The organism is Kaistia sp. 32K (assembly GCF_016629525.1).
GTDB lineage: Bacteria > Pseudomonadota > Alphaproteobacteria > Rhizobiales > Kaistiaceae > Kaistia.
This window is the reverse complement of the sequence record NZ_AP024269.1, coordinates 2,847,458-2,870,122: the sequence shown is the minus strand read 5'-3', so window position 1 is coordinate 2,870,122 and position 22,665 is coordinate 2,847,458. Positions and strand designations below refer to the sequence as shown.

Below are 22,665 nucleotides of genomic sequence, written 5' to 3'. Positions count from 1 at the left end.
TGCCGCAGAATCATGTCGGGACCGCCGGCGGTTCTGACCAGGGCCCCCGTGGCGCTGGGCAGGCACTGCCTGGCAAGAAGAAGGGCAGGCGGCGCAAGAAGCGCCGGCCCGTCTATGCCTCGGGCGAAAAGCCGATCGAAGCGAAGGCGAACGAGCGGGGCCGATCCGGTCCAGCCGATCGATCAATGAACGCGCGCGGCTATGCGCCGTCGGCCAAGGCTGGCCTCGGTGCGCCGGCGCGCCCCGCGCCTTCGCGCAATGGCGCCGTCGGGGCGCCGTCGCCCGCGCAACGCACGCCGTCCCGTGTCGAGGAGCGTCCTCGCGCCGAAGCCGCTGCTCCGGTCGAGACGCTCTACGCCGCGCTCGATCTCGGCACCAACAATTGCCGCCTGCTGATCGCGCAGCCGCGCGAGCGGGGTTTTCGCGTCGTCGATGCGTTCTCGCGCATCGTGCGGCTCGGCGAAGGCGTCGGCCGCAGCGGCCGGCTCGGCGAGGCGGCGATGGACAGGGCTGTCGACGCGTTGCGCGTTTGCCGCTCCAAGCTCGCCGATCGCGGCGTCCTGCGCGCCCGGCTGATCGCCACGGAAGCATGCCGCTCGGCCGAGAACGGCGCGATCTTCCTGGAGCGGGTCCGCAGCGAGACGGGGCTGGCGCTCGAGATCGTGTCGCGCGAGACCGAGGCGCGGCTCGCCGTGTCCGGCTGCGCCTCGCTGATCGATCCGAATTCCAACGGCGCGCTTTTGTTCGATATCGGCGGCGGCTCGTCGGAGCTGGTCTGGATCGACTTGACGCGCCCGGCCGAGGGACGTCGCCGGCGCATGTCGGATCGGATCCGGACCTGGGCGTCGCTGCCGGTCGGCGTCGTGACGCTGAGCGAGCGGCATGGCGGCGAGACGGTGACGGCCGAGGTCTTCGAGGCGATGGTGGCCGAGGTCGCCGAGATGCTCCGCGACTTCCCGGAGGCGGTGGCGCTCGACCAGGCCGTCGCCGCCGGCAATCTCCATATGCTGGGCACCTCCGGAACCGTGACGACGCTGGCCGGTGTGCATCTCGGCCTCGATCGTTATGATCGGCGCCGGGTTGACGGCACGTGGATGACGGCCGATGAGGTCAATCTGATGATGAACACGCTGACGGGCATGGACTATGCCGCGCGGATCGCTAATCCCTGCATCGGTCGGGAACGGGCGGATCTGGTGCTGGCGGGCTGCGCCATTCTCGAAGCCATTCGCCGGCGCTGGCCCTGCCAGCGGCTGCGGGTGGCGGATCGCGGCCTGCGTGAAGGAATTCTGGTGGAAATGATGGCTGAGGACGGCGTCTGGCGGCGCTCGCCCCATCGACAGGGGGGGCGTACGTCATGAGCACGACCAAGGGCAGGGGACCGGGTGGGCGCGAGCTCACCGTTCGGGTCAAGACGTCGCGCGGCCGCACGGCCTCGTCGCAGCGCTGGCTCCAGCGCCAGCTGAACGATCCCTATGTCGCGCGTTCGAAGCGCGAGGGCTATCGCTCGCGCGCCGCCTACAAGCTAATCGAGATCGACGACAAGCACAAGATTCTGGCGCCGGGCATGAAGGTGGTCGATCTCGGCGCCGCGCCGGGCGGCTGGTCGCAGGTCGCGGTCGAGCGCGTTGGGTCGACCGACGAGAACAAGCTGGTTGTCGCCATCGACTATCTGGAGATGGACGAGCTTCCGGGCGTCATCCTGTTCCAGAAGGACTTCCTCGACGAGGATGCGCCGGCGCTGCTCGAAGAGGCGCTGGGCGGCCGCGCCGATGTCGTCATGTCCGACATGGCGGCGCCGACGACCGGTCACCAGAAGACCGACCATCTCAGGACGATCCATCTCTGCGAGGTCGCGGTCGAATTCGCGCTCGACGTGCTGAAGCCCGGCGGGCACTTCCTGACCAAGGTGTTCCGCGGCGGCGCCGAGGGCACCGTGCTGACCCAGCTCAAGCAGCATTTCGCCAACGTCTACCACATCAAGCCGCCGGCGAGCCGGGCGGGCTCGGTGGAGCTGTTCCTGCTCGCCAAGGGCTTCAAGGGCCGCAAGCAGGTCGCAGACGCGCGCGAGACCGATGACGGTCCGGACGAGGGCTGGCGGCCGTAGGCCGCCGGGCCGGAGCTGACCCTCAGGCCCGCTCGCGCATGGCCGTGACCGGGTCGGGCGCGAGCTCCTTGGTGACGACCTTTCGTCCCGACATTTCCTCGCCGGCGTTGCGGGGCATGCGGATGAAGAAGATCACCGAGCTCAGCGCGATCAGGCCGACGACCAGGAAGGCCGGGTGAAAATCGGTCAGGCCGAGCTGGCCGCCATGCGCCCGCATGGTCAGCTGCAGCGAGATCGCGCCGGTCGAGATGCCCAGCGACAGCGACAATTGCTGGAAGACGCTGGTCATGCTCGTGGCCCGGCTCATCTTCGCCTGCGGCACGTCGGCGAAGGAGAGGGCGTTGGCGCTGGTGAACTGCAGCGAGCGGAAGAAGCCGCCGATGAACAGCAAGCCGGTGATCAGATGCATCGGCGTGCCGATCGAGAAGGCCGCCGGAATGCCGACGAAGATCGCCGCGATGAAGGAATTGGCGATCAGCACAGGCCGGAAGCCGAAGCGGCGCAGCAGGGGCGGCGCGACGAACTTCATGGCGATGGCGCCGAGCGCCGAGACGAAGGTGATCGTGCCGGACTGGAAGGGCGTCAGCCGGTAGCCGAGCTGCAGCATCAGCGGCAGCAGGAAGGGCAGCGCGCCGATGCCGATCCGGAACAGCATGCCGCCGAAGACGCTGGCGGCGAAGCTCGGAATGGCGAACAGCGACAGGTCGAGGATCGGGTTCGCGACGCGCCGGCTGTAGAAGAAATAGGCGACCAGCAGCGCGGCGCCGCCGAACAGGCAGGCGAGCACATAGGGCCAGGGCATCAGGTTGAGGCCGAGCGAGGTCGAGCCGGTGATGAAGCCGGCGATGCCGAAGGCGGTCAGCAGGAAGCCGATGAAATCGAAGCGGACGCGCTCCTCGCCGTGAATGTCCGGAATGAAGAGCGTCGCCAGCGTCACGCCGAGAATGCCGATCGGCACGTTGATCCAGAAGATCCAGCGCCAGTCGAAATAGGTGGTGATGAAGCCGCCGACGACCGGGCCGACGACCGGGCCGACCAGGGCCGGCACGGTCAGCCAGGCGAGCGCGCCCACGAGCTCGCTCTTGGACACTGATTTCAGGATCACCAGCCGCCCGACCGGCACCATCATCGCGCCGCCGATGCCCTGCAGGACGCGCGAGGCGACGATTTCCGGGATCGAGCTGGACAAGCCGCAGCAGATCGAGCCGAGCGTGAAGAGGGCGATGGCGAGGCGGAAGACGGAGCGCGCGCCGAACCGGTCGGCGATCCACCCCGAGGCCGGGATGAAGATGGCGATGGTCAGCAGGTAGGAGGTGAGCGCCAGCTTCAGGTCGATCGGACTGACGCCGAAATCCCGGGCGATGGCGGGCAGCGACGTCGAAAGCACGGTCGAATCGAGGTTCTCCATGAACAGCGCGCAGGCGACGATCAGCGGCAGGAGAATCCGGGCGGGCGGGCGATGCGGAGGCATGAAGCTCCATCTCGGGAAAGGCAGGGCGCGGATGGCGCGGCCATCGCGCCTGGGGGGAAGGCGGGTGCGGCAGGCCTTCTGAATGAACCCATTCGCGACGGAAGCCAAGCGGCATTGCGGCGCAGGAGGCAGTCGCTGGCCGGCCCCGGCGCTATGACGCAGGCGTCATGCGAAATTCTGCCGGACGAGGCTTTCCAGCGGCTGCGTTGCCATGATAGAGACCACCGCCAACCCTATTCGATGAACCCGGCCACCGGCGACCCTTGGTCCCCCGGTTGGTCTTTTGCATTCGGAGCGTTGGCCATGGCCCAGATCCTTGAATTGTCGACCGGACGCGAGGCACTCACGTTTGACGACGTGCTGCTTCAGCCGGGTCATTCGCTCGTCATGCCGGGCGAGGTCGACATCCGCACGCGGCTGACGCGCGAGATCGAGCTCAACATTCCGATCATCTCGTCGGCGATGGACACGGTCACCGAAGCGCGCCTCGCCATCGCCATGGCGCAGGCCGGCGGCCTCGGCGTCATCCACCGCAACCTTTCGCCCGAACAGCAGGCGGAAGAGGTCCGGCAGGTCAAGAAGTTCGAATCGGGCATGGTCGTGAACCCCGTCACGATCGAGCCGGACGCGACGCTCGCCGACGCGTTGGCGCTGATGAAGGCGCACCGCATCTCCGGCATCCCCGTCGTCGAGGGCGGCGGCAGCCCGGGCCGCCTGGTCGGCATCCTGACCAACCGCGACGTGCGCTTCGCCTCCAACCCGGACCAGAAGGTCTATGAGCTGATGACCCGCGAGGGTCTCGTCACCGTGAAGGAAGGCGTCAGCCAGGACGAGGCGCGTCGCCTGCTGCACCAGCACCGGATCGAGAAGCTCGTCGTCGTCGACAAGGCCTATCGCTGCATCGGCCTGATCACCGTCAAGGACATGGAGAAGAGCCAGCTCAATCCGAACGCCGCCAAGGACGAGCAGGGACGCCTCCGCGTCGCGGCCGCCACCACGGTCGGCGAAAACGGCATCGAGCGGACCGAGCGGTTGATCGACGCCGGGGTCGACCTGATCGTCGTCGACACCGCGCACGGTCATTCGCAGCGCGTGCTCGAGGCCGTCGAACGGGTCAAGAAGCTGTCGAACCGGGTCCAGGTCATGGCCGGCAACGTCGCCACCGCCGAGGGCGCCCAGGCGCTCATTGACGCCGGTGCCGACGCGGTCAAGATCGGCATCGGTCCCGGCTCGATCTGCACGACGCGCGTTGTGGCCGGCGTCGGCGTGCCGCAGCTGACCGCGATCATGGAAGCCGTCGCCGCCGCCGACAAGGCCGACATCCCGATCGTCGCCGATGGCGGCATCAAGTATTCCGGCGATCTCGCCAAGGCGCTCGCCGCCGGCGCGCGCTGCGCCATGATCGGCTCGCTGCTCGCCGGCACCGAGGAAAGCCCGGGCGAGGTCTATCTGCACCAGGGACGCTCGTTCAAGGCGTATCGCGGCATGGGCTCAGTCGGCGCGATGGCGCGCGGCTCGGCCGACCGCTACTTCCAGGCCGAAGTGCGCGACACGCTGAAGCTGGTGCCCGAGGGCGTCGAGGGCCAGGTTCCGTACAAGGGCCCTGTCAGCGGCGTTCTGCACCAGCTCGCCGGCGGCCTGCGCGCCGCCATGGGCTATGTCGGCGCCGAGAATCTCGAAGCCTTCCGCGAGCGGGCCCGCTTCGTCCGCATCTCGACGGCGGGTCTGCGCGAGAGCCACACGCATGACGTGACGATCACGCGCGAGAGCCCGAACTATCCCGGCATCGGCTGACGCGCGGCCAATACGCTGGCAGGATGAAAGGGGCAGGGGAACCTCCTGCCCCTTTTCCTGTTTTTACCCAGCCGGGCGTGCCCGGATGCTGGTCTGCACCGGTGCAACCGATCGGGGGCTTCATGCTGAAAACCGCTATTCTCTGGCCGGCGATCGCGCAGTTCGCGCTGATCGCGCTTTGCTATCTCTGGCTCGGCATCACCCGCCGCGGCGCGGTTGCGAGCGGAGCCGTGCCGAGCACCGACTTCCCGCCCGGCGTGGCCGAGCCGCAGGCCTCGGCGACGGCGCGCCGTCATCTCGCCAACCAGTTCGAGCTGCCGCTCCTCTTCTTCGTCGTCATCGGCTTCCTGTTCGGCGTCAACGGCGCGTCCATTCTGGAACTCGTGGTCGCCTGGCTCTTCGTGGCGAGCCGCGTGGTCCATACGATCGCCTCGCTCAACGGCCCGCTGGCCCTGCGGCACCTCAGCTTTCTCGTCGGATTCCTGCTCGTGGGCTTCCTCTGGCTCGACCTCGCCGTCCGTATCCTCTAGAAGCGCCGGACCATGATCCCAGCCGCACGCATCTCCGCCGCCATCGAAGTCCTCGATGATATCGCCACCCGCCGCCGCCCGGCGCCCGACGCGCTGAAGGAGTGGGGCCTCGCGCACCGCTTTGCCGGCTCGAAGGACCGGCGCGCGATCGGCGATCTCGTCTTCGACGCGCTCCGCCACAAGAACTCGTCGGCGGCTGTTGCCGGCGGCGACGACGGCCGCTCCGTCATGCTCGGACTGTTCCACTTCCATCGCGGGCTCGACATCGCCGCGATCGAGAAGCTGTTTTCCGGTGATCGTTTCGCGCCGGCGCCGCTGACCGAAGACGAACGCGCCGCGCTCAGCGTCGATCGCCTCGCCGAGGCGCCCGATTTCGTGCGCGGGGACTATCCGGAATGGATCGCGCCCAATCTGGCGCGCGTCTTCGGCGAGGATGTCGTCGCCGAGATGCAGGCGCTCGCCGAGCCAGCGCCGCTCGATCTCCGCGTCAATACGCTCAGGGCCGAGCCCGACCATGCCGCCTCCGAACTTGCGGCGGCGATCGGCCGGGCGCCGGAGCGGCCGGCGCTCTCGACGCTCTGCCTGCGCCTGCCGCTGGAGCCGGAGCGGGGCGAGCCGCATATCGCCTCGACCGAACCCTTCCTGAAGGGGCAGATCGAGATCCAGGATCTCGGCAGCCAGCTCGCGGCGGAATTCGCCGGCGCGCGTCCGGGCCAGCAGGTGCTCGATCTCTGCGCCGGCGGCGGCGGCAAGACGCTGGCGCTCGCGGCCGCGATGCAGAATCACGGCCAGATCTTCGCGCATGACAGCGATCGTCGTCGTCTGGCGCCGATCCATGACCGGCTGGCGCGCGCCGGCGTCCGCAACGTCCAGGTCCGCACGCCGCGCCCGAACAGCGACGTGCTCGACGATCTCGAACACCGGATGGATCTGGTCCTTGTCGATGCGCCCTGCACCGGTACGGGCACCTGGCGCCGCAATCCCGACGCCAAGTGGCGCATTCGGCCGGGCAGTCTCGCCGAGCGCAACAAGGACCAGGCGCTGGTGCTTGAAACCGCCGCCCGCTACGTGAAGCCGGGCGGCCGGCTCGCCTACATCACCTGCTCGGTGCTCGAGGAAGAGAACAGCGACCAGGTCGCGGCCTTCCTCGCCGCGCATCCCGGCTTCGCTGTTGTGCCGCCGCAGGCTGTCGTCGAGGCCTATGAGCAAGAATCGATGAACATCCTCGGCCCGGCAGTCCGCCTTCTCCAGAACGGTCTACTGATGACGCCGCGCACCAGCGGCACGGACGGTTTCTTTGTCTCGGTTCTGACGCGCACGGCCTGAATCGGGGCCATCTATCTGTGTGCCCATGCCGGGTTGCGGGCAGCTCGCCTCGACACGGCGCGGCTGCGCCGATAGAAGGGCCGCCCGGGGTTTCCCGGACTGGAGCGGTGTACGCGCCTGGTTTGTGAAGAAACCGCTCCATCGTTTTGGTTTGAACGCCGGTTTCCGGAAGGCGGTTCTCGTCGCCCGGGCCGGTGCTCCAGGAGGTCTAACTACATGCGCAGGCTGCTCAGGCTCATCGCCATTATGATCGTGCTGTTCGCCGGATACTGGGCTTACTTCGTGTTCGCCGCCGGCAATCCGAACGATCCGCTCGGCGTCGAGATCAACAAGTACTTGCCGACGTCGGCGCGCGAGTTCGCGTGCAAGAAGCTCAAGGAGCGCTTCGCCGACGCCAAGGCGCCTGAGGGTTGCGCCGAGTTCGCGTTCTGGGCCCCGGCTCCGGTCGTCGTCGAGCCGCCGGCCGCCGAGCCGGCTCCGGCTGTCGAGCCGGCCCCGGCTGCCGCTCCGGCCGCCGAGGCGCCCGCGACGCCGGCGCCCGCTGTCGAGCCCGCGCCCGTGACCGAGACGCCGGCCGCCCCGGCGCCGGCGGCGGAAACGCCGGCTCCGGCGGCCGAGCCGGCCCCGGCCGCGCCCGCCGCGGAGGCTCCGGCGACGGATACGCCCGCGACCGCAGCGCCCTGATCGACCCAGCGGCCCGCTCCCCAACAGGAGCGGGCCGTTTTCTTGACCTATGCACGCCGTGATCGGCAGCTCGGCGATTGCAGTTTGCGGCGCGATCGCTTAACCGAGGGGCCAATCCCCTCAGACGCCCGGACCGCCTCCATGACCGACAGCATTCTCATCATCGATTTTGGATCGCAGGTAACGCAGCTGATTGCGCGCCGTCTGCGCGAGACCGGCGTCTATTGCGAGATCCATCCCTTCCAGAAGGCCGAAGAGGCCTTCGCCAGGCTGAAGCCGAAGGGCGTCATCCTCTCCGGCAGCCCGGCCAGCACCGGAGACATCGGCTCGCCCCGCGCGCCGGAAGCCGTGTTCGCGGCCGGCGTCCCGGTTCTCGGTATCTGCTATGGCGAGCAGACCATGACCGCCCAGCTCGGCGGCCGCGTCGAGACCAGCGAGCATCGCGAGTTCGGCCGCGCCTTCGTCGAGGTCAAGCAGGCATCGCCGCTGTTCGAGGGCGTCTGGGAGAAGGGCAGCCGCCATCAGGTCTGGATGAGCCACGGCGACAAGGTCATGGCGATCCCCGAGGGCTTCGAGGTCATCGCCGTTTCCGATGGTGCGCCCTTTGCGGCGATCGCCGACGAGGCGCGCCGTTTCTACGGCGTCCAGTTCCATCCCGAGGTCGTCCACACGCCGGACGGCAGCAAGCTGCTCGCCAATTTCGTGCACGGCATCGTCGGCCTGAAGTCCGACTGGACCATGTCCGGCTACCGGCAGGACATGATCGAGAAGATCCGCGCCCAGGTCGGCAAGGGCAGGGTGCTCTGCGCGCTCTCCGGCGGCGTCGACTCGGCCGTCGCGGCGGTGCTGATCCACGAGGCGATCGGCGACCAGCTCACCTGCGTCTTCGTCGATCACGGCCTGATGCGCCTGAACGAGGGCGACCAGGTCGTCACGCTGTTCCGCGAGCATTTCAACATCCCGCTGGTGCATGTCGACGCGTCCGATCTCTTCATCGGCGAGCTCGAGGGCGTCTCCGACCCGGAGACCAAGCGCAAGATCATCGGCAAGCTGTTCATCGACGTGTTCGACGCCGAGGCGAAGAAGATCGCGAGCGACGGCAAGGGCGCGCCGGAATTCCTCGCCCAGGGCACGCTCTATCCCGACGTGATCGAGAGCGTCTCGTTCTCGGGCGGCCCCTCGGTGACGATCAAGTCGCACCACAATGTCGGCGGCCTGCCGGCGCGGATGAACATGAAGCTGGTCGAGCCGCTGCGCGAGCTGTTCAAGGACGAGGTGCGCGCGCTTGGCCGCGAGCTCGGCCTGCCGGACAGCTTCGTCGGCCGCCACCCCTTCCCGGGCCCTGGCCTCGCCATCCGCCTGCCGGGCGGCGTGACGCGGGAGAAGCTCGACATCCTGCGCAAGGCCGATGCGATCTATCTCGACGAGATCCGCAAGGCCGGCCTCTACGACACGATCTGGCAGGCGTTCGCCGTGCTGCTGCCGGTGCAGACGGTCGGCGTGATGGGCGACGGCCGCACCTATGATTCCGTGCTGGCGCTGCGCGCCGTCACCTCGGTCGACGGCATGACGGCGGATTTCTACCCCTACGACATGGCCTTCCTCGGCCAGGCCGCGACCCGCATCATCAACGAGGTCAAGGGCGTCAACCGCGTCGTCTACGACGTAACCTCAAAGCCCCCTGGCACGATCGAGTGGGAATGATTTGTGACTGTCCGGCGGTATCCATAAATACGCCGTGCACGTCATAAAGCGCTGAAAAGAGAAACTACTCCCACCGATAGCAGCAGCCATCGGTGCGTATAGATCGCGCTCGACGGCCTGTCTGATGGACTTTGCCCATATTGATGGTCAGGAAAATGTGAAGTGCCGCCAGGGATGAATCTCCTGACGGTACTTTTTTGATCTGGCTCGTTGAATATACGCGGCAGTCTTCGGTCTGAGCCTCCCAGTACTGCATGACGGTACTTTTGAGAGGTGGCCCAAGATGTTGACCGATGCAGCGATCAAGACTCTGAAAGCCAAATAGCCCGAGATCGCAGTAATCGGTGCCGCAATCGACATCGAACCGTCAGGTCGACCGGAAGCAGACCAGGTCGATCTCCACCAGGGCGCCTCTTCCGAGGGCCGCAACGCCAACGGTCGTCCGGCTGGGCAGGAGCTGGTCCTGCGGGAAATGCCGGGCGTAGATGCGATTGAAGGCGGCGAAATCCCGGTCGAACTCCTTGAGGAAGATGCGGATGAACACGGTATCGTCCAGGCGATAGCCCGCATGGTCCAGGATGCGCCGGATGTTCTCGAAGCACAGTTCACTCTGCGCCTCGATGCCTTCGCGCAAGGGAGCCGCCGGATCGTCGGGGTCCGTGGGCAGTTGCCCCGTGACATGCAGCCACCCGTCGGCCTGAACGGCGTGGGAGTACAGGGACGAGGGCGGCGGCGGGCTGGCGTTCGGCACGACGTGATGGAGTTTGGTGGTCACAGACGGTTACCTTTCAGCGAAAACGTCTTGCCGAACAGATCACCGGCGATCCGTTCGATATGGCTGGCGATGTCAGGGGCTCCGGTCATTTCGCCAAAGCTTCCGCGCGTCATCGGCCCGAACGCGAACAGCCCGGGCGTCACCTGGTCGTTCGGATCGAGGACGCGGCTGGATCGATCGACGCGGAGGCCCAATCCCGCCGGATCGAGGCAGGCGAGCTTTTGGGCGAGCAGGGCGGCGACGAGCGGGTTGGCGGCGACGTTCTTGTCCGGACCCGTGCAGAGCACGACGGCGTCGAAGCTTCGCTCTTCGGCCGGACCGCCCTTGCGTTTCAGGCGCGCCTTCAATCCATCGCCATCCGGGGCGAGGCCCGACAATCCCGCCTTCTCGATCGAAAGCCCTCCGGCGGCCCGATCGCGTTCGAGCGCGGCGCTGATCTGCGGCGCGATGCGGAAGCGATGGACGTCCCAGTAGGGCAGAAGCCGGCTGAGGACACGGCGCTGTTCGGCGGCCGGCAATCCGTTCCAGATGTCCGGCAATTGCGCACGCAGGCTGTCGACGACGGGCTGCCAGCCCATCTCGGCTTCCGTGTCGCGAACCCGGCGCCGGATCGCCCGGAGCAGGCCGAGGGCGGTGCGCGGCGGCGGGGCGCCCTCGAAGAGGTCGACGTCGGAGCGAAACAAGCCGTGCGCGCCGGGAACCAGTCCCCGCCTGGAAATCGCGGTGATCGGTCCGTTCCGGCCGGTCGCGCGAAGGCTCATGACGACGTCGGCCATCGTCAGCCCGGTGCCGACGATCAGAATGCTGTCCTGCTCGCCGATCGCGGCCAGGGCATCGGCAGCCCAGGGATTGGGAACGAATTTCGGGTTTTTCGCGACGTCCGCTTCGATCGGGCAGGGTGCCGACGGCGCCGCATGTCCGAAGGATAGGGCAACGAGATCCGCGCTGAGTTCGCCATGGGCTTCCGTCGAAATGCGCCAGGCCCCGTCGCCGCGGATCACCGCGTTGGCGCTGTCCCGCACATGCCGAAACGTGATGCGGCCTCCGGCCTGTTCGATCTCGCTGCGAAGGCTCGCGGCGATGAAAGCGCCATAGGATCGGCGAGGCACATAGTACCGCCCCTCACCGTCGTCGCTCCCGGCGTCCGGTAGAATACCCTGGTCGAAGAGCCAGCGCGTCGCTCCCTCGGGATCGTCCTTGGTGAGCGTCATGCGATCGCTCGGGACATTGATGCGGTGCGCGGGGTCGTCGGTCCCGTAGGCGGTGCCTCGGCCCAGCTCGGCCGCCGGCTCGATGATGGTGATCTCCATGTCATCCTGGCTCGCCCGGATCGCATGGATGGCGAGGGCCGCGCCGGTAAAGCCGCCGCCGATCACGACCAGACGCGTTGGCGAGCCTTTGCGCCCGTTCATCTTCTTCAAGATCCCTCTCCCAAGGCTTGGACTGCCGCCGAAAAGCAGGCGAGGGGGGCTTCGGCAACGCCGACCCCGATCCAGCCCGATTGACCGTCCTTGTGACCGATCCCCGTATGGATGCGGACCGGCTGCCCGGCCTCGACGACACGACGGGCATCGAGGCCGAGGCCAACGCCGGGCTCGCCGCACAAAGCGGGTGCAATGACCGGGTTTTTGCCGATATAGAGCTGTCGCATAACTCGCCCCGCGTCCGTCGCTTCGTCCCAATCCCGTCCCATTGTCCGGGCGATCTCCGGCGAGGCATGGGCGATCGCGCCGCCAAGCCCGTAGGCTTCGACGATCGCACTATCGCCGAGGTCGGCCTGGGCGTCGTCGATCGTGAAGGGCGCGAAAAAGCCACCGACGGGAAGGACGGCCTTTGCCGTGAACCAGCGCTTTCCCGTCCCGGCGACACGGATGCCGCAATGGACGCCGTTCCGGGATATGGCGGTAACGATGCTCGAGCCGGGAACGCCATCGGCACGATCGAGCGCGAGTTTGGCGGCCGCCATGGCGTAGTTCAGGAAGTGCTGCGGATTGGCAAAGAGCCAGGCGCGGCAAGGGTCGTCCAGGGCGGGCAGGGCCCGGATGAAGGCCATCATGCCGCCGATGTTGCGCTGGTGCACGTCGTCTCCGAGCGCGACGCCGTCGGCGACCAGGGGGAAGACGGGCAGGCCTTCGGCCGGCAGAGCCGCCGCGAGCGCCTCGGCAAGCACGTCGTCCACCCAACGCAGGCCTGCCGCGCTGGCCTCGTCATAGACGCCGAAGCGCAGGGCCCGGCGGCCGGATTCGGCCAGCGTCGCGTAGACGACGCCCGCGCCCGCCCGGTTCTCGACCCGCATCAGCTTCTGGCTGGGGCGGACGACGCCGGCCATCGGCGAGACCGTGCCGAGATCATGGTTGGAATGGAGACGGATCGCGCCGTCGAGGATTTTCTGACGCGCGCTCTCGACCGAGTTCGTCCAGCCTTCGTGGACCGCAGCACCTGCGAGCGCGTTCAGGACCAGTCGCGGAATGGCGTCCGGGGTCTCGAAAGGCGGTCCCGCGTGACCGAGTTCGAGGTCGTCGAGCTGGAGCGCCTCGCGCGCGGTCGTCACGCCCGTGAGAACCGGCTCGGCCGCTTCGATGAGCCCCAGGGCCCGTGCGTTCGCCTCAGCCGACATAGCGGGCCAGGAAGCGGCGGGCGCGCTCGGTTTGAGGTTGATCGAAAAACGCCATGGGCTCTCCTGTCTCAATGACGCGGCCGCCGTCGAGGAAGACGATCCTGTCGGCGACGTCGCGGGCAAATGCCATTTCATGCGTGACGACGATCATGGTGTAGCCCTCCGCTGCCAGGCTGCGCATGACCGCGAGGACTTCTCCGACCATCTCCGGATCGAGCGCGCTGGTCGGCTCGTCGAACAGCAGGACGTCGGGTCGCATGGCCAGCGCCCGGCTGATGGCGACCCTCTGTTTCTGCCCGCCGGAAAGGGTGTGGGGATAGACGTCGGCCTTGTCCGCCAACCCCACGCGCTGGAGCAGCAGGCGGCCTTCCTCGATCGCTTCCGCCTTGGGGCGGCCGAGGACATGGACCGGGGCTTCGATGACGTTTCCGAGTACCGTCAGGTGCGGCCAGAGCGCGAAATGCTGGAACACCATGCTGATGCGCGTGCGCGCCTTGGCGAGCGCCGCGTTGGACATCGGATGGATACTCTTGTCGGGCGCGACCTCGATCCCGAGCGGCTTGCCGTTGAGCTCGATCGTTCCCGAGGTCGGGACTTCGAGCCAGTTCAGGCAGCGCAGGAACGTCGATTTGCCGGATCCGCTCGGCCCGATCAGGCAAACGGTCTGACCCGGCTGAACGTCGAGGGAGATGTCCCTCAGGATCTCGACGCCGTTGAACTGCTTGCAGACCATGCGCGCGGAGATCGCGGGTACATTGAGATCAGCCATGACGCATCCACCGCGGTCTGCCGAGCCGGGCAACGCCGACTTCGATCACGAGGCACAGGCCCCAATAGAGTGCCATCGCCACGGCAAAGGGAGCGAAGGGCGTGAAGTAGTTCGTGTTGATGAAGTTGGCCACGAAGGAGAGTTCCTGCACCGTGATGATCATGAGCAAGGCGCTGTCCTTGACCATGACAACCAGCTGATTGCCGATGATCGGCGCCGAGGTCGCCAGGACCTGCGGGAACAGGATCCGGCGATAGATCTGCCACGGCCGAAAGCCGAAGGCGCGCGCCGCCTCGGCGTGATCCTTGGGAAGCGCGACGATGGCAGACCGGAAGATCTCGACGAGATAGGCCGTGTTGTAGGCGACCAGCGTCACGATCCCGGCGCCCCAGGCGCTGAAGCGAAGCCCGATCCCCGGCAGTCCGTAATAGATGACGTAGGCAAGCAGCAGAAAGGGCACGCAGCGCATCAGGTCGACCGCGGCGCGGCAGATGCGGCTTACGTTTTCGCCGGCCTCCAGCAGGAGAACGGCGCCGAGCGCGCCAAGCGGAAGGCTGAAGGCGGCGCAGATGCCCACCAGCGCGATGGTATTCAGCAGCCCGTCCAGGAAGAGCTGCCGCTGCTCCCAGATCACGGTCAAGGCACTCATGGCGAATACCCGTAGCGCTGGCTGATGCGCCGCTCGACCAGGCGCTGGCCCTGAACCAGCACCGCGATGATGAGCGTGTACAGGATCGTCGCCGTGAGGAAGGGGGGCAGGGGACGGTATGTTTCCGCGCCGATCCGGCTCGCCGCCCGGGTGATTTCGACGACGCCGATGACGGCGACCGCGGGTGTCCCCTTCAGCAGGATCGTCATCTCGTTGGTCAGGGGGCCGATGCTCGTGCGCCAGATCTGCGGCATGATGATCCGTCGAAACAGGGTCTGTCTCGTCATGCCGAAGGCGTGCGCCGCTTCGACCTGGTCGCGCGGGAAACTTCCCAGGGCGGAACGCCAGATCTCGCAATTGAAGGCGGCGGTGTTGAGGGTCAGCGTCAGGACGGCCGCCGGTATCGGCTGCAATTCCAGGCCGATGCTCGGCAGGACGAAGAAGACGAAGAGCGCGAACGTCACGATCGGCGTCGATCGGACGATGCTGACATAGAAGGCGACGAGCCCGCTCGCGACGGGCACGCGCCCCCAGCGGATCAGCGCCAGGGCGAGGCCCAGCGGCAGGCCCATGACGATGCCGGACGCCGACAACGCGATCGTCGTCAACGCGCCGCTGATCAGGGTAAGGAAGGCAGCCCAGGTCATGGCGGTCCTGCTTCGGAAATGGGTGGGGCGAGGGAGGCGATCAATGTCGCCTCGGACGCGGGCCAAGGGTTCGAGGGAGCAACCTGCGGGACGAAGTCACGCAGGCCCCCGGGACCAGGCCTCACTTGGTGGTCGGCGTTTCCGGCATGTCCTTGAAGGTCGTGCCGAGCCACTCCTGCTGCAGCTGATAGAGATCGCCGCTCTTGCGGGCCTTCAGCAGGAAGTCGTCGAGATAGGCAAGCAGATCCGCATTTCCCTTCTGCACCGCCCAGGCCGCATAGGCAGGCCTGGCGACGGCCTGGCCCATCTTGAACATGCCGGGCTGTTCCTTGGTGAGGCTCGTCAGGTTGACCACGCCATTGATCACGTAGTCGAGGCGGCCATTGGCCAGATCCTGATAGGCCTCGGGAAACGACGTGTACTGCTGGACGGTGCCGAGCTGGCCGCCCGTCTTCGCCAGCATCTCCTTCAGGTCCGACAGCGCGGCATAGGAGGCGCCGCCCGACTGCACCCCGACCGTCTTGCCCGATAGGTCGGCGACGCTCTTGATGCCGGCTTCATCCTGGCGAACCACGTAATATTGCGTCGCCTCGGCGATCGGCATGGTGAAGTCCAGGCTCTTGACGCGCTCCGGCGTGATGACGGCGGCCGTGAGCGCAACGTCATATTTGCCGGAGGTGACGCCCGGCAGCAGGCCCGTCCAGGGGATAATCTGCTGTTCGACCGTGAACGAGGATTGCTGCTTCAGCAGGGCCAGCAGCGCGTGGTCGAGGCCCTTGGGCGTGCCGTCTTCGATGAACTCGAACGGCTTGTAATTGTCTTCCGTCGCAACGGTCATCGAACCCTTGGACTTGATCTCGTCGAGGTTTGCCGCGAATGCGCTGGTGGCGCCACAAATCGTGGCCGTCACCAGAATGAACCGAATGGACTTGAGCATCGATTGCGTCATTGGACTCTCCTTGGCTGTAGGTGGTGCCTGCGATCGGGACCGCGAGCCGCGCAAGATGTGCAGGGGGACAAACTGCAGGGGTCAAATTGCAAGGGGTGTGCCAGACGCCGCTCTAGGCCGGCGTGGCAGGCCTGCGGACGACGAGATCGATCTCCACGCGGGCGTCGTAGGCGAGGCCGGTGACGCCGACACAGGTGCGCGCCGGCAGGCGGCCCTCGGCGAAGAAGCGGCGATAGGTCTCGTTGAAGACGGCATAGTCTTGCGCGAAATGCGTGAGATAGGCCCGCACCATGACGACGTGCTCGAGCCCAAGCCCTAAACCTTTGAGAACAATGGCAAGATTGAGCATGACGTTGACGGTCTGGGCCTCGATCCCCTCGGGCAGAAGGCCCGGATTTCCGGGGGTGTCGGGCATCTGCCCGGTGACGAAGACGAAGCCGTCGGTCTCGACGGCATGGCTGAACGGAGCGACCGGCGTCGGCCCGTCGGCGATCATGTGGAAGAGGGGAGCGGAGGGCTTATCGGATGACATGGTCGGCTATTCCGTTTCGGGATGGACGACATGTCATTGCAATTGATAGGCCAGTCGGACTGGCCTTGCGCGCGCGAGGCTGAAGGACCTTCCGGGGCAGAAAAATCGGACAATCTGATCAAGGGATGATCGTGGCGCGAAGTTTGCTAGGACAATCGCTAGGACAATTCCGGCATATGGCGCGCAGCGATGACCTCCTCTCCGAAATCAAACGACTGGACGCGGTCGATCGCCTCGATCGCGGGCCCCCGCTATCTGGCGATCGTCAAGGCGGTCGAGCTCGCGCTCGACACGGGCGACCTCAGGCCCGGAGATCGTCTGCCGCCGCAGCGTGACCTTGCCAAAAAGGTCGGGGTCAATATCGGCACGGTGAGCCGCGCCTATGCGATGATGCGGGACAGCGGCGTGACGTCGGGCGAGGTCGGCCGCGGCACGTTCCTCCAGGAGCCCGCCGGGGTGGATGGGCCAAGTTCCCTGTGGGAGCGCTCGGCACCGCGATCCTTCATCGATCTCTCCCATAGCTTTCCCGACGAGGCGCCGGTTCACCCGGCCGCCGCCGAGATCCTGCGCGAATGGCACGCGGATATCGACATACCCTCCCTGCTGGCCCGTCAGATCGACGCCGGGCTACGCCGCCACCGCGCGATCGGGGCGCATTGGCTGTCTCGCTTCGGTCTGGAATGCGGGCCGGACGATGTGATGATCACCTGCGGCGGACAGCACGGTCTCCTCCTCGCCATGGCCGCCCTCAGCCGGGCAGGGGATGTGGTCATGACGGAAGAGCTTGCCTTCTACGGACTGAAATCCGCGGCGGGCATGATGGGGCGGCAGCTCGTCAGCGTCCGCATGGACCGGGAAGGGCTGATGCCGCAATACCTGGACATCGTCTGTCGCCGGACAGGCGCCAAGGTCCTGTTCTGCACGCCCACCCTGCACAATCCGACGACCGCGATCATGTCGCTGGAGCGACGCCACGAGATCCTGGAGGTTTGCCGGCGGCACGACGTCACGATCGTCGAGGACGACGTCTGGAACTTCATGCTGGATACGCCGGCCGTTCCGTTCGCGGCCCTCGACCCCGACCGTACCGTCTATGTCACGAGCTTCTCGAAGATCATCGGCCCGGGCCTCCGGGTCGGCCTCCTGCGCATGCCCCGGCATGCGCAGCACGCGCTCGGCGTTGCCCTGCGCGCCACCACCTTGATGGCATCGGCCGTGACGACCGAGCATGTCGTCCGCCTCCTGACCTCAAAGTCGATCGAGACGGTGATCGCCGCCTTGCGGACCGAAGCCCGCGCCCGGCAGGCCATTCTGACCGGCATCATTTCGGAGCGACACCTGATCACCCGGCCGGAAGCCTACTATGCCTGGCTCAAGCTGACGAACGGATGGTCTGCCGAGGCCTTTGTCCGCGAGGCCCACAAGCGCGACGTCGGCATAACGCCGTTCACAGTCTTCGAGGTGTCCTCCCTCAACCATAGCGACGGGATAAGGATCTGCATCAACGGCGCGCGGGATCGGAGCACCTTGGAGACGGCCCTGCATAGGCTCCGAACACTGCTGCTCGACGAGACGCCCCGCGTCCTCTAGCTCCGGTCGCTTTCTGGAAAAGCTGCATCCTGTGCCTTCGCGGTGCGGCAGATCCTGCCGCGGGTCGAGACGCGGAGGACGGGCTATCCATCAATCGCTCCTCGCGACCTTGTCATTGGGTGCCCCCAAGTTTGACGAAGTATGGTCCCAGCGGGCGCTGCGCCGGTCGATTGCTATTCGAGCCTTGTCGAACTTCCTTGATCTTGAGGAGTTGATCATGAGCCTGAAAGAAGCATCACCCGAAACGGTGACCGGGAAAACGCGCGCGAGATTGCGCCTTCTCGCTGCGGGAATGATGGTGGCGTCGACCCTAGGCGTTGCCGGTCCAGCCCTGGCTCAAGCCTCGGCTGCGAAACCCAACATCCTGGTGATCATGGGCGACGATGTCGGCTGGTTCAACATCGGCGCCTATCATCGGGGCATGATGTCCGGCAAGACGCCCAACCTCGACAAGCTGGCGTCGGAAGGCATGATGTTCACCGACTATTATGCCGAGGCGAGTTGCACGGCCGGCCGGGCCAACTTCATCACCGGCGAATTGCCGATCCGCACGGGCCTTACCACCGTGGGCCAGGCGGGCGCCGACGTCGGCATGCCGGCCGAGGCCGTGACGCTGGCGACCGTGCTGAAGGCTCAGGGCTATGCGACCGGGCAGTTCGGCAAGAACCACCTCGGCGATCTGAACAAATACCTGCCGACGTTGCACGGCTTCGACGAGTTCTTCGGCTATCTCTACCATCTCGACGCGATGTCGGATCCGTACTGGCACGACTATCCGCAGGACTGGATCGACAAGTACGGACCGCGCGATCTCCTCCACACCTATGCGACCGATACCGAGGATCCGACCCTCCAGCCGCGCTGGGGCAAGGTCGGCAAGCAGAAGATCGTCGACGAGGGCCCGCTGGCGCCGTTCCCGAACATGGCGGGACGGCAGAACTGGCAGATGGGTCGCGAGGCCAAGTACAATATGGAGACGTTCGACGACGCGCTCGTCCAGGCCAGCACCAATTTCATGGACAAGGCGAAGCAGGACGGCAAGCCGTTCTTCGTCTGGCATAACACGACCCGCATGCATGTCTTCACGTTCGTCCCGCCGAAGTATCAGGCGATGATGAACGCGACCACGAACTATGGGCTCGAGGAAGCCGGCATGGCGCAGATGGACGACAGCATCGGCGCGCTGCTGCAGCACGTGAAGGACATGGGCGAGGAAGACAACACCATCGTCATCTTCACCACGGACAACGGCGCCGAGGTCTTCACCTGGCCGGACGGCGGCATGACGCCGTTCAAGGCGACCAAGGGGACGGTCTGGGAGGGTGGCTTCCGGGTCCCGGCAATCATCCGCTGGCCGGACCACATCAAGCCCGGCAGCGTGGAGAACGGCATCTTCTCCGGCCTCGACTGGCTGCCGACGCTGGCCGCCGCCGCCGGCAATCCCGACATCAAGGATCAGTTGCTGCAGGGCGTCGAACTGGGTGGGCGAACCTACAAGAACCATCTCGACGGCTACAACCAGCTCGACCTGCTGCTGGGCAAGGGGCCTTCGGCCCGGCATGAGCTGTTCTATTTCGGCGGCGCGAAGCTGGGCGCTATCCGCATCGACGACTTCAAGTTCCAGTTCTATCAGCAGCCCTATGGCTGGCCGGGCGAAAAGGCGACCACCGACATGCCGTCGATCGTCAACATCCGGCAGGACCCGTTCGAAAGGACGCCGTCGATCCGGGGCGAGACGCTCAACGATATGGGCGGCGGCTACATGAACGACTTCTACGCCCGCCAGTTCTGGCGTTTCGTCCTGGTGCAGAACGAGGTGGCGGAGCTGGCGAAGACGGCGTTGAAGTTCCCGCCGATGCAGGCGCCGGCCTCGTTCAATCTCGACGCGGTCAAGACGCAGATCGACGAGGCGATCAAGAACCAGTCCGGGCAATAGCCCGCCAAGCCGAGCGGGGCGCCCTCCTCGAGCGCGTCCCGCTCCTCCGCTGCCAGACAGCGGCACAAACGAGGGGGCTCATGCTAGCGATTCAGTGCCACCCGCACCGCGCGCTCGCTTCAGGTGAAATCTGTTTAGGAGTCGCTAGTCCTTCGTGCGATCCGTAGTTCCTGGACTGCGCCATTGGGCACAAGGTCACCAATCGATGGGGCCGGTTCCGTCGAAGAAGCCGCCTGTAGGCCCATTCACGCTCAACTTGGCAACCGATACGATGATAGCGGCGCCTTCGGTCGGGCTTTTGCCTCGCATGCCGCTAAGCCTTGTGGCGACCATTCCCGGACACACGGCGTTCACCCTGATGCCTTCGCGCTCCAATGCCTTCGCCAGAAGCACCGTGGCGGCGTTGAGCGCCGTCTTGGAGACCGGATAGGCGTAGTGCAGCTTCTCCGGATCCATCTTGAAGAAATCGCCGGCCATGAAGGAAAACCGGCCCGCGCCGCTGGAGACGTTGACGATGCGTCCCGCTGCCGACCTGCGAAGCAGCGGCACGCATAGCTGCGCAAGCTGCACCGGGCCGTGCAGATTCGCTTGAAACACGATGGCGATGGTTTCAGGCCTGTCGCCAGGCAGCGCGACGCCCGCATTGTTGACGAGCAGGTCGAGGCGGCCCTGCTCCCTGTCGATGCGCTCCACGGCGGATCGCAATGTTGCCTCATCGGCCAGATCGAGATGTATCGGCCGAACGTCGCCCGCGCTGGAAAGTTCGGCCGCGGCGATGATACCCTTTTCTGCATCGCGACTGCCGAGATAGACGACCATCCCTTCCTTGGCGAGTTGCCGAACGACCTCATATCCGATGCCGGAATTGCCACCAGTGACCAGCGCTACGTCCATCGCACCATCTCCTGAAAAGCTCTTTGCATTTTCCGCACTAGGTGCGAAAATATATGCACTGAGTGCAATTTATTGAGAGCCATGTCAACATTCAAAGTCCGGGACAATGCGGGGCGCGGGGACGGCATCCGCGAAACCAAGCGGCGCGAAACGCATCGCAGGATCGCAGAGGCCGGGGTGCGTCTGTTTCTCGAGCGAGGCTATGAAGCGACGACGCTGGATGCCATTGCCGAAGCTGCGGAAATCTCGCGCAGGACGTTCTTCGCCTACTTCAGAAGCAAGGACGAAATCCTTCGAAGCTGGCAACTTGGCGGCTGGGAGGCATTCCTGGACGACCTGCGCCAGGCGTCGCCCGACGAATTGCCGCTTCAAGCGATCCGCGGCCTGTTTCCAGAACATTTGTCGCGCTACAGCGCCGATCAGTTGAAGGCGATCGCGAAGATCATGTCCTCAAGCGAGGGGTTGCGGGCTACCAAGCACGCCGCGTTTGCCGAGCAGGAGATGCTTCTTTTCGAAGTGCTCTGCGAGGTATGGCGCCAACCTGAACGCAGGTTGGAACTCCGCCTCGTAGCGATGAGTGCCGTGGGTGCGCTTCGCGTGGCCGTCGAGAGGTGGGATCTTCCCGGCAACCAGCGTCCGCTCCAGCAACTCTTCGTCGAGATTCTCGACGCGCTTGAATCTGCATTCCCTTAGTCGCCGGACCAAGCGTCCAGGATGGTGGTTCGCTGCTTCTGAGCGCCATCAACGACGCGGTGGCAAAAGCGAAGCCGCTGCTTCACGCTTGGCATCCTGCGCGCGTGGCCCAACAAGACGCGCTTCTCAGGCGGTGTCGCCGCAGGGCGAAATCGGCCGGTTTCGCTGTATGATCGTTAGATGATCTCGGGATAGCCCAGCTGCCGCGCCTGCTCCTCATAAAGGGCCAATTGCTCGTATGCGGCTATGTCCGGAACTTCGAGGGAACTGATTTCCAGCGCATTGCGAATGTGCAGCGTTGATGGGTCTTCAAAAGCCTCGAAAAGGGCCTCCGTCAGCAATTGCGCTTGCTTTTCGCTCGTCTCGGATGACGTGACAAAGGGCAGCGACGGGCTGGCGACGGTTTCATCCAAAATCCGGAACTGAGCGGAATCGGCTTTCCGGTGCTTCTGAAAGAAACCCCACGTGACGTTGTCGATGGAGCAGACATCGATTTTTCGCTCGCGCAGGTGATCGAGGCTGAGCATGTGGCCGCCCGTCATGACGACAGCCGAGAAGAACGGTTTGCCGTCCGCAATGTGGGCCAAGGACAAGCGGGGCAGGTTCATGCCGGAGTTGGACACCAAGCTGTTGCAGCCGAAAATGCGGCCGCGCAGATCCTCGAGCGAGTTGGCTGGATCGTCTGAACGCACAATGAAATAGGCGCGATGCGTTGGGCCTTCACAGCCCGCGAAATTGTAGCATGGCGTTGCCAGCATCCGGCCTTGCGACCGAAAGCGCTTGAAGAGCGGATAGCCGCAGATTTGCGTAAAGAGCACATTGGGCTCGATGCCATCCGGGACAGACGCTCGACCGCCGTCAAACTGGATCGTGGCTGCGTCAAATCCTTGCCGTGCGAGCCTGTTGCGTAGCTCGTCGTAAAGGGCAGAGTTGGCTGCCGCAATTTCCGGGAGGAAATACATCGGAAGGCTTATCGATCGCATCCGCTTGGATCCCAT

Annotated in this window: 21 protein-coding genes; 10 read left to right on the top strand and 11 right to left on the bottom strand. The window is 65.8% G+C overall.

Annotated elements, in window-relative coordinates; genetic code table 11:
- The first annotated feature begins 185 nt into the window (after positions 1-185).
- Together K32_RS13165 and K32_RS13160 are read left to right on the top strand one after the other, a co-directional pair.
- Positions 186-1,361: a Ppx/GppA phosphatase family protein gene (locus K32_RS13165; protein ID WP_371812671.1), complete on the top strand. Its 1,176-nt coding sequence runs from the start codon at positions 186-188 to the stop codon at positions 1,359-1,361.
- Positions 1,358-2,107 (top strand): RlmE family RNA methyltransferase, encoded by a 750-nt coding sequence (locus tag K32_RS13160; protein ID WP_201399979.1) that lies wholly within the window; start codon positions 1,358-1,360, stop codon positions 2,105-2,107. The genes K32_RS13165 and K32_RS13160 overlap by 4 nt, the downstream gene beginning before the upstream one ends.
- Before the next feature lie 22 nt (positions 2,108-2,129).
- Here K32_RS13160 and K32_RS13155 read toward each other — a convergent pair whose 3' ends face one another.
- Positions 2,130-3,578, bottom strand: coding sequence for a DHA2 family efflux MFS transporter permease subunit (locus K32_RS13155; protein WP_201399978.1), 1,449 nt, complete (start codon positions 3,576-3,578; stop codon positions 2,130-2,132).
- A 303-nt stretch (positions 3,579-3,881) separates the two neighbouring features.
- On the opposite strand from K32_RS13155, the gene guaB reads away from it, so the two are divergent.
- The 5 genes from guaB (at position 3,882) to guaA (ending at position 9,616) form a co-directional block, all read left to right on the top strand.
- A complete protein-coding gene (gene guaB / locus K32_RS13150) occupies positions 3,882-5,372 on the top strand; it encodes an IMP dehydrogenase (RefSeq protein ID WP_201399977.1) in 1,491 nt (496 codons plus the stop codon).
- A 122-nt stretch (positions 5,373-5,494) separates the two neighbouring features.
- Positions 5,495-5,902, top strand: a complete 408-nt coding sequence (locus tag K32_RS13145) for an MAPEG family protein (protein ID WP_201399976.1) — start codon at positions 5,495-5,497, stop codon at positions 5,900-5,902.
- Positions 5,903-5,914: 12 nt separating this feature from the next.
- A complete protein-coding gene (locus K32_RS13140) occupies positions 5,915-7,228 on the top strand; it encodes an RsmB/NOP family class I SAM-dependent RNA methyltransferase (protein WP_201399975.1) in 1,314 nt (437 codons plus the stop codon).
- Positions 7,229-7,444: 216 nt separating this feature from the next.
- Positions 7,445-7,912, top strand: coding sequence for a hypothetical protein (locus K32_RS13135; protein WP_201399974.1), 468 nt, complete (start codon positions 7,445-7,447; stop codon positions 7,910-7,912).
- A 141-nt stretch (positions 7,913-8,053) separates the two neighbouring features.
- Positions 8,054-9,616 carry a glutamine-hydrolyzing GMP synthase gene (gene guaA / locus K32_RS13130; RefSeq protein ID WP_201399973.1) on the top strand — a complete coding sequence of 521 codons (1,563 nt, stop codon included), beginning with the start codon at positions 8,054-8,056 and terminating at the stop codon, positions 9,614-9,616.
- A 367-nt stretch (positions 9,617-9,983) separates the two neighbouring features.
- On the opposite strand, the gene K32_RS13125 is transcribed toward guaA, so the two are convergent.
- The 8 genes from K32_RS13125 to K32_RS13090 all read right to left on the bottom strand — a co-directional run bounded on the left by K32_RS13125 (position 9,984) and on the right by K32_RS13090 (position 16,554).
- Complete coding sequence (locus tag K32_RS13125) at positions 9,984-10,391, bottom strand: RidA family protein (RefSeq protein WP_201399972.1); 408 nt, start codon at positions 10,389-10,391, stop codon at positions 9,984-9,986.
- Positions 10,388-11,803, bottom strand: a complete 1,416-nt coding sequence (locus K32_RS13120) for an FAD/NAD(P)-binding protein (protein WP_201404484.1) — start codon at positions 11,801-11,803, stop codon at positions 10,388-10,390. The genes K32_RS13125 and K32_RS13120 overlap by 4 nt, the downstream gene beginning before the upstream one ends.
- 5 nt (positions 11,804-11,808) lie before the next feature.
- Positions 11,809-13,008, bottom strand: coding sequence for a DUF1116 domain-containing protein (locus K32_RS13115; RefSeq protein ID WP_201399971.1), 1,200 nt, complete (start codon positions 13,006-13,008; stop codon positions 11,809-11,811).
- Positions 12,998-13,777 (bottom strand): amino acid ABC transporter ATP-binding protein, encoded by a 780-nt coding sequence (locus K32_RS13110; RefSeq protein WP_201399970.1) that lies wholly within the window; start codon positions 13,775-13,777, stop codon positions 12,998-13,000. The genes K32_RS13115 and K32_RS13110 overlap by 11 nt, the downstream gene beginning before the upstream one ends.
- On the bottom strand, positions 13,770-14,426 hold the full coding sequence (locus tag K32_RS13105) for an amino acid ABC transporter permease (protein ID WP_201399969.1): 657 nt from the start codon (positions 14,424-14,426) through the stop codon (positions 13,770-13,772). The genes K32_RS13110 and K32_RS13105 overlap by 8 nt, the downstream gene beginning before the upstream one ends.
- Positions 14,423-15,073, bottom strand: coding sequence for an amino acid ABC transporter permease (locus K32_RS13100; RefSeq protein WP_201399968.1), 651 nt, complete (start codon positions 15,071-15,073; stop codon positions 14,423-14,425). The genes K32_RS13105 and K32_RS13100 overlap by 4 nt, the downstream gene beginning before the upstream one ends.
- A gap of 121 nt (positions 15,074-15,194) precedes the next feature.
- Complete coding sequence (locus K32_RS13095) at positions 15,195-16,022, bottom strand: transporter substrate-binding domain-containing protein (RefSeq protein WP_201399967.1); 828 nt, start codon at positions 16,020-16,022, stop codon at positions 15,195-15,197.
- A 112-nt stretch (positions 16,023-16,134) separates the two neighbouring features.
- Positions 16,135-16,554, bottom strand: coding sequence for a RidA family protein (locus tag K32_RS13090; protein ID WP_244669487.1), 420 nt, complete (start codon positions 16,552-16,554; stop codon positions 16,135-16,137).
- Between the two features lie 189 nt (positions 16,555-16,743).
- Here K32_RS13090 and K32_RS13085 point away from each other — a divergent pair, with 189 nt between their 5' ends.
- Positions 16,744-18,144, top strand: coding sequence for a PLP-dependent aminotransferase family protein (locus K32_RS13085; protein ID WP_201399966.1), 1,401 nt, complete (start codon positions 16,744-16,746; stop codon positions 18,142-18,144).
- Between the two features lie 295 nt (positions 18,145-18,439).
- The gene (locus K32_RS13080) at positions 18,440-20,080 is read left to right on the top strand and encodes an arylsulfatase (protein WP_244669990.1); all 1,641 of its coding nucleotides are present in this window, start codon (positions 18,440-18,442) and stop codon (positions 20,078-20,080) included.
- Positions 20,081-20,275: 195 nt separating this feature from the next.
- Here K32_RS13080 and K32_RS13075 read toward each other — a convergent pair whose 3' ends face one another.
- Entirely contained in the window at positions 20,276-20,974 is a 699-nt protein-coding gene (locus K32_RS13075) for an SDR family NAD(P)-dependent oxidoreductase (protein ID WP_201399964.1), read from the bottom strand.
- Between the two features lie 81 nt (positions 20,975-21,055).
- On the opposite strand from K32_RS13075, the gene K32_RS13070 reads away from it, so the two are divergent.
- Complete coding sequence (locus tag K32_RS13070) at positions 21,056-21,667, top strand: TetR/AcrR family transcriptional regulator (protein WP_201399963.1); 612 nt, start codon at positions 21,056-21,058, stop codon at positions 21,665-21,667.
- A gap of 176 nt (positions 21,668-21,843) precedes the next feature.
- Here K32_RS13070 and K32_RS13065 read toward each other — a convergent pair whose 3' ends face one another.
- Positions 21,844-22,629 (bottom strand): phosphate/phosphite/phosphonate ABC transporter substrate-binding protein, encoded by a 786-nt coding sequence (locus K32_RS13065; RefSeq protein WP_201399962.1) that lies wholly within the window; start codon positions 22,627-22,629, stop codon positions 21,844-21,846.
- Between the last annotated feature and the right edge of the window lie 36 nt (positions 22,630-22,665).

Excerpts from the sequence above, each read along its gene's own strand:
- K32_RS13165 (WP_371812671.1), top strand. The coding sequence starts at position 186 with ATGAACGCGCGCGGCTATGCGCCGTCGGCCAAGGCTGGCCTCGGTGCG.
- K32_RS13160 (WP_201399979.1), top strand. The coding sequence starts at position 1,358 with ATGAGCACGACCAAGGGCAGGGGACCGGGTGGGCGCGAGCTCACCGTT.
- K32_RS13155 (WP_201399978.1), bottom strand. The coding sequence starts at position 3,578 with ATGCCTCCGCATCGCCCGCCCGCCCGGATTCTCCTGCCGCTGATCGTC.
- guaB (WP_201399977.1), top strand. The coding sequence starts at position 3,882 with ATGGCCCAGATCCTTGAATTGTCGACCGGACGCGAGGCACTCACGTTT.
- K32_RS13145 (WP_201399976.1), top strand. The coding sequence starts at position 5,495 with ATGCTGAAAACCGCTATTCTCTGGCCGGCGATCGCGCAGTTCGCGCTG.
- K32_RS13140 (WP_201399975.1), top strand. The coding sequence starts at position 5,915 with ATGATCCCAGCCGCACGCATCTCCGCCGCCATCGAAGTCCTCGATGAT.
- K32_RS13135 (WP_201399974.1), top strand. The coding sequence starts at position 7,445 with ATGCGCAGGCTGCTCAGGCTCATCGCCATTATGATCGTGCTGTTCGCC.
- guaA (WP_201399973.1), top strand. The coding sequence starts at position 8,054 with ATGACCGACAGCATTCTCATCATCGATTTTGGATCGCAGGTAACGCAG.
- K32_RS13120 (WP_201404484.1), bottom strand. The coding sequence starts at position 11,803 with ATGAACGGGCGCAAAGGCTCGCCAACGCGTCTGGTCGTGATCGGCGGC.
- K32_RS13115 (WP_201399971.1), bottom strand. The coding sequence starts at position 13,008 with ATGTCGGCTGAGGCGAACGCACGGGCCCTGGGGCTCATCGAAGCGGCC.
- K32_RS13110 (WP_201399970.1), bottom strand. The coding sequence starts at position 13,777 with ATGGCTGATCTCAATGTACCCGCGATCTCCGCGCGCATGGTCTGCAAG.
- K32_RS13105 (WP_201399969.1), bottom strand. The coding sequence starts at position 14,426 with ATGAGTGCCTTGACCGTGATCTGGGAGCAGCGGCAGCTCTTCCTGGAC.
- K32_RS13100 (WP_201399968.1), bottom strand. The coding sequence starts at position 15,073 with ATGACCTGGGCTGCCTTCCTTACCCTGATCAGCGGCGCGTTGACGACG.
- K32_RS13095 (WP_201399967.1), bottom strand. The coding sequence starts at position 16,022 with ATGACGCAATCGATGCTCAAGTCCATTCGGTTCATTCTGGTGACGGCC.
- K32_RS13090 (WP_244669487.1), bottom strand. The coding sequence starts at position 16,554 with ATGTCATCCGATAAGCCCTCCGCTCCCCTCTTCCACATGATCGCCGAC.
- K32_RS13085 (WP_201399966.1), top strand. The coding sequence starts at position 16,744 with ATGACCTCCTCTCCGAAATCAAACGACTGGACGCGGTCGATCGCCTCG.
- K32_RS13080 (WP_244669990.1), top strand. The coding sequence starts at position 18,440 with ATGGTGGCGTCGACCCTAGGCGTTGCCGGTCCAGCCCTGGCTCAAGCC.
- K32_RS13075 (WP_201399964.1), bottom strand. The coding sequence starts at position 20,974 with ATGGACGTAGCGCTGGTCACTGGTGGCAATTCCGGCATCGGATATGAG.
- K32_RS13070 (WP_201399963.1), top strand. The coding sequence starts at position 21,056 with ATGTCAACATTCAAAGTCCGGGACAATGCGGGGCGCGGGGACGGCATC.
- K32_RS13065 (WP_201399962.1), bottom strand. The coding sequence starts at position 22,629 with ATGTATTTCCTCCCGGAAATTGCGGCAGCCAACTCTGCCCTTTACGAC.